The sequence below is a fragment of the Protofrankia sp. Cr1 genome (assembly GCF_963555865.1).
Taxonomy (GTDB): domain Bacteria; phylum Actinomycetota; class Actinomycetes; order Frankiales; family Frankiaceae; genus Protofrankia.
Map to the genome: position 1 here is coordinate 1 of NZ_CAUVXO010000597.1, position 3110 is coordinate 3110.

The 3110-nt window shown below is 67.3% G+C and carries 3 protein-coding genes; 2 read left to right on the forward strand and 1 reads right to left on the reverse strand.

Annotation, left to right across the window (positions count from 1 at the left end; translation table 11 throughout):
- A partial coding sequence (locus U9980_RS26425) for a DUF4143 domain-containing protein (RefSeq protein ID WP_322770413.1) occupies positions 1-271 on the reverse strand: 271 nt, incomplete at its 3' end.
- 265 nt (positions 272-536) lie between these two features.
- On the opposite strand from U9980_RS26425, the gene U9980_RS26430 reads away from it, so the two are divergent.
- A complete protein-coding gene (locus U9980_RS26430; protein ID WP_322770414.1) occupies positions 537-716 on the forward strand; it encodes a hypothetical protein in 180 nt (59 codons plus the stop codon).
- Between the two features lie 149 nt (positions 717-865).
- Complete coding sequence (locus U9980_RS26435) at positions 866-2293, forward strand: ATP-binding protein (RefSeq protein WP_322770415.1); 1428 nt, start codon at positions 866-868, stop codon at positions 2291-2293.
- Positions 2294-3110 lie beyond the last annotated feature (817 nt).

Below are 3110 nucleotides of genomic sequence, written 5' to 3' on the forward strand. Positions count from 1 at the left end.
ACCACGCCGGCCACGAAACGGTCGGCGAGCTCATCGCGGAGCCACCGCAGGTGCCGCTCGCCTCCGCGCTGGGTGCGGCGTCGGCCTTCACCTCGATAGCGATCACCCGGTCGGCGCCGAGCTCCGCGAGCAGGTCGATTTCGTGCCGGCCCTGCTCTTGGCGCAGGTGATAAAGCCTCGGCCATGATGTGAACACCGCCGACTCCGCCCGTAGCTGCGCGGCGACGAACGTGTCGAGCAGCCGCCCCGGCAGGTTTCCGTCGCGCAGCACCGCGTTGACGTCCAGACGCAGGGTGGCACCTCACGGTACCGCTCGTCCGCAGCCTTGAGTACCGCTTTCCCACACTCTGGAGTCCCACTTTTCCGCACCCTTGGGTGCCGTTCTCCCGCAGCAGTCAGTACCATTTTTCCGCGCTTCAGAGTCCCGTTCTCCCGCAATCTTCAGGACAACTGTCGCTGCAGGGCTCCGGCGTAGCGGGGGCGGCGCAGCGGCCGGGTTGCGTCAGGCCGGTGCCGCCGGGAGGGAGAGGGTGAACGTGGCGCCGCGACCCACCGCGCCGTGGGCGGTTACGGAATTCCACCCGGCCAACCGGGACGCCGGTGTGGACCTGGCGAGCGCCAACCCCACGCACTGGAACGTGGCACCCGACGGGCACCCGGCGCTGATCCTCGCGCCGCTGACGCACGGCCATCTCGCCGGCAGCCTGCTGCCCTGACGGCCACAGATCTGACGGCCACAGAACTGACGGCCACAGAGCTGACACCGTGAGCGTTGACTCCGCGGCACACTCCGCAAATGTAACCGTCACGACGTAATGTAACTGGCCTGTGGTTACATTTGGGTGTGGTTATCGACGTGAGCGGAATGATCGCCGAGCTGCGAGCGGTCGGCGGCGACACAACGGATATCGAGGTCAAATCGGCTGCGGGTGGGCTGCCTGCCTCGTTGACCGCGACGCTGAGCGCCCTGGCGAACCTGCCGGGCGGCGGCACGATCATCCTCGGTCTCGACGAGCGGCTCGGGTTCCGACCGGTCCGGATCGCCGACCCGCAGGCACTCAAACAGGGCTTGGCGGCCAAGGCCCGTGCGTTCACCCCACCCGTCCGCCTCACGATCGACGACGGCACCGCCGACGGCGAGCCTGTCGTCGTCGCCCAGGTGCACGAATGCGACCGATCCACCAAACCCTGCCGCGTCACAGCGACCGGCGCGTCGTACCTGCGCGGGTATGACGGCGACTACACCCTGTCCGCCCTGGAGGAACAGGGATTCCTCGCCGCGCGCCGGCCACCGTTGTTCGACCGCTCACCAGTCGAAGACGCACGCCTCGACGACCTCGACATCGAGCTCGTCGAGACCTTCCTTGACGCAGTCCGGGAACGCGACCCGAGCGGACTCGGCCGTTTCGATGACGATGCCGAACTCCTGTGTCGCGCGGGTGTCACACTCACCGGCGGCCAACCCACTGTCGCGGGACTGCTCGCGCTCGGCGTCCATCCCCAGCAGTGGTTTCCCCGGTACGTCATTCAGGCGTCGGCTCACCCTCTGCCCGGCGATCCCGCCGGAACACGCGCCCGAAACCAGACCACGATCACCGGGTCGATCCCCCGGATGCTCGACGCCGCACTGCTGTGGGCCCGGCGCACCGCCGACACCACGATAGTCTCCGAGCCGGACGGCACGGTCCACGACCGCACCGCCTACCCACTTCTCGCTTTCCGCGAGCTGATCGCCAACGCCTTGGTCCACCGCGATCTCGATCACTGGTCCATCGGTCTGGCTATTGAGGTCCGACTACGCCGAGACCGTCTCGTCGTCTCAAACCCCGGCGGGCTCTACGGCATCACCGTCGACCGGCTCGGGCGGGACGTGGTGACATCCGCGCGCAACGCCCGACTCGTCGCCATCTGCCAACATGTCCGCTCCCCGCAGACCGGCGCCCGGGTCATCGAGGCCCTCGCCAGCGGCATCCCGATCATCACAGAAACGCTCGCCGACTACCACCTACCCCCGGCCCACTACATCGACAGCGGCATCCGCTTCACCGTCGTCCTGCACCAGCCCACAACAACCACCACCGCCACCGAGCCCCGGCTGAACGGCACCGAGCTGCGGATCTACCAGGCACTCGCAGACGGAGCGCGGACCGTCGCCGACCTCGAACAAGATCTTAAGCTGGCTGGTCCCAACATCCGGAAAGTGCTTCGTGGTCTGCGCGCCCGGGGACTGGTAACCCAGCACGGCGGCAGGGGACGACCCACCACCTACCAGCGGGCCAGCGAGTACCGGTAGTTTGTTGGATCAAGGTGGTACGTAGAGGTGTAAGCCGTGACCGGCGGGTTGCGCAAGTCCAGCTGGCCGCGAACTGGACCGGTGCGGTCCGTGCACGTCATGTTCGGTGGTCAGGTGGCCTGGATCCTGCCGCTCGGCGGCACGGCGACGTGAAGGTGGCGGCTGGAGAATCATGGCCATCCGCTCTTTTGATCGGCTCTTCACCACGGACGGGGTGCGACGTTGCGACCCGAGTCAGTCGGTGAGATGGCGCTGTCGTGGGAATGGATCGAGGGCTCACGGAAGCACGCCGCGTACTTACACGGACACGTAGTGTCGTCTACTCTGAAGTCGTGGTTTGGAACAAGCGGGGAGATACCGGCGGCGGAGCGTCGTCGGGCAGTGGCGGCACGAAGCGGGGTGGGAAGGACTACACCTCGTCTCGTTTCGTCGACCGCGGCACGATGATCTGTCTGCGCTGTAACGGCCGGGGCACGGTCGCAAGCCGATGACTACCGAGCGGGCGGGTGAACCCGAGCAAATGGTCACAGCGGTCCGGGTGCAGTGCAAGGAGTGCCGACGGGCGGGCGGTGCCGTACGTGCCCGCGCGAGAAGTAGCGGCGGCGCAATTCGAGTCGGCTGTGGTCGCGTACCAGCCCGGCCCGCACGGCCGCGCACGGCCTGCTGACGTAATCGTGCCCATCGCTTCCCACCCAGTCAGGCCGGTGCGGCGACGGCCAGCCCATTCGGGTTTGCGGCGTCTGGCAGGTGTCCGGGACTCGGAGTGGTAGGTAGGAACGGTCATTATCACAACCGAAGCCACCTACCCCCACATGCG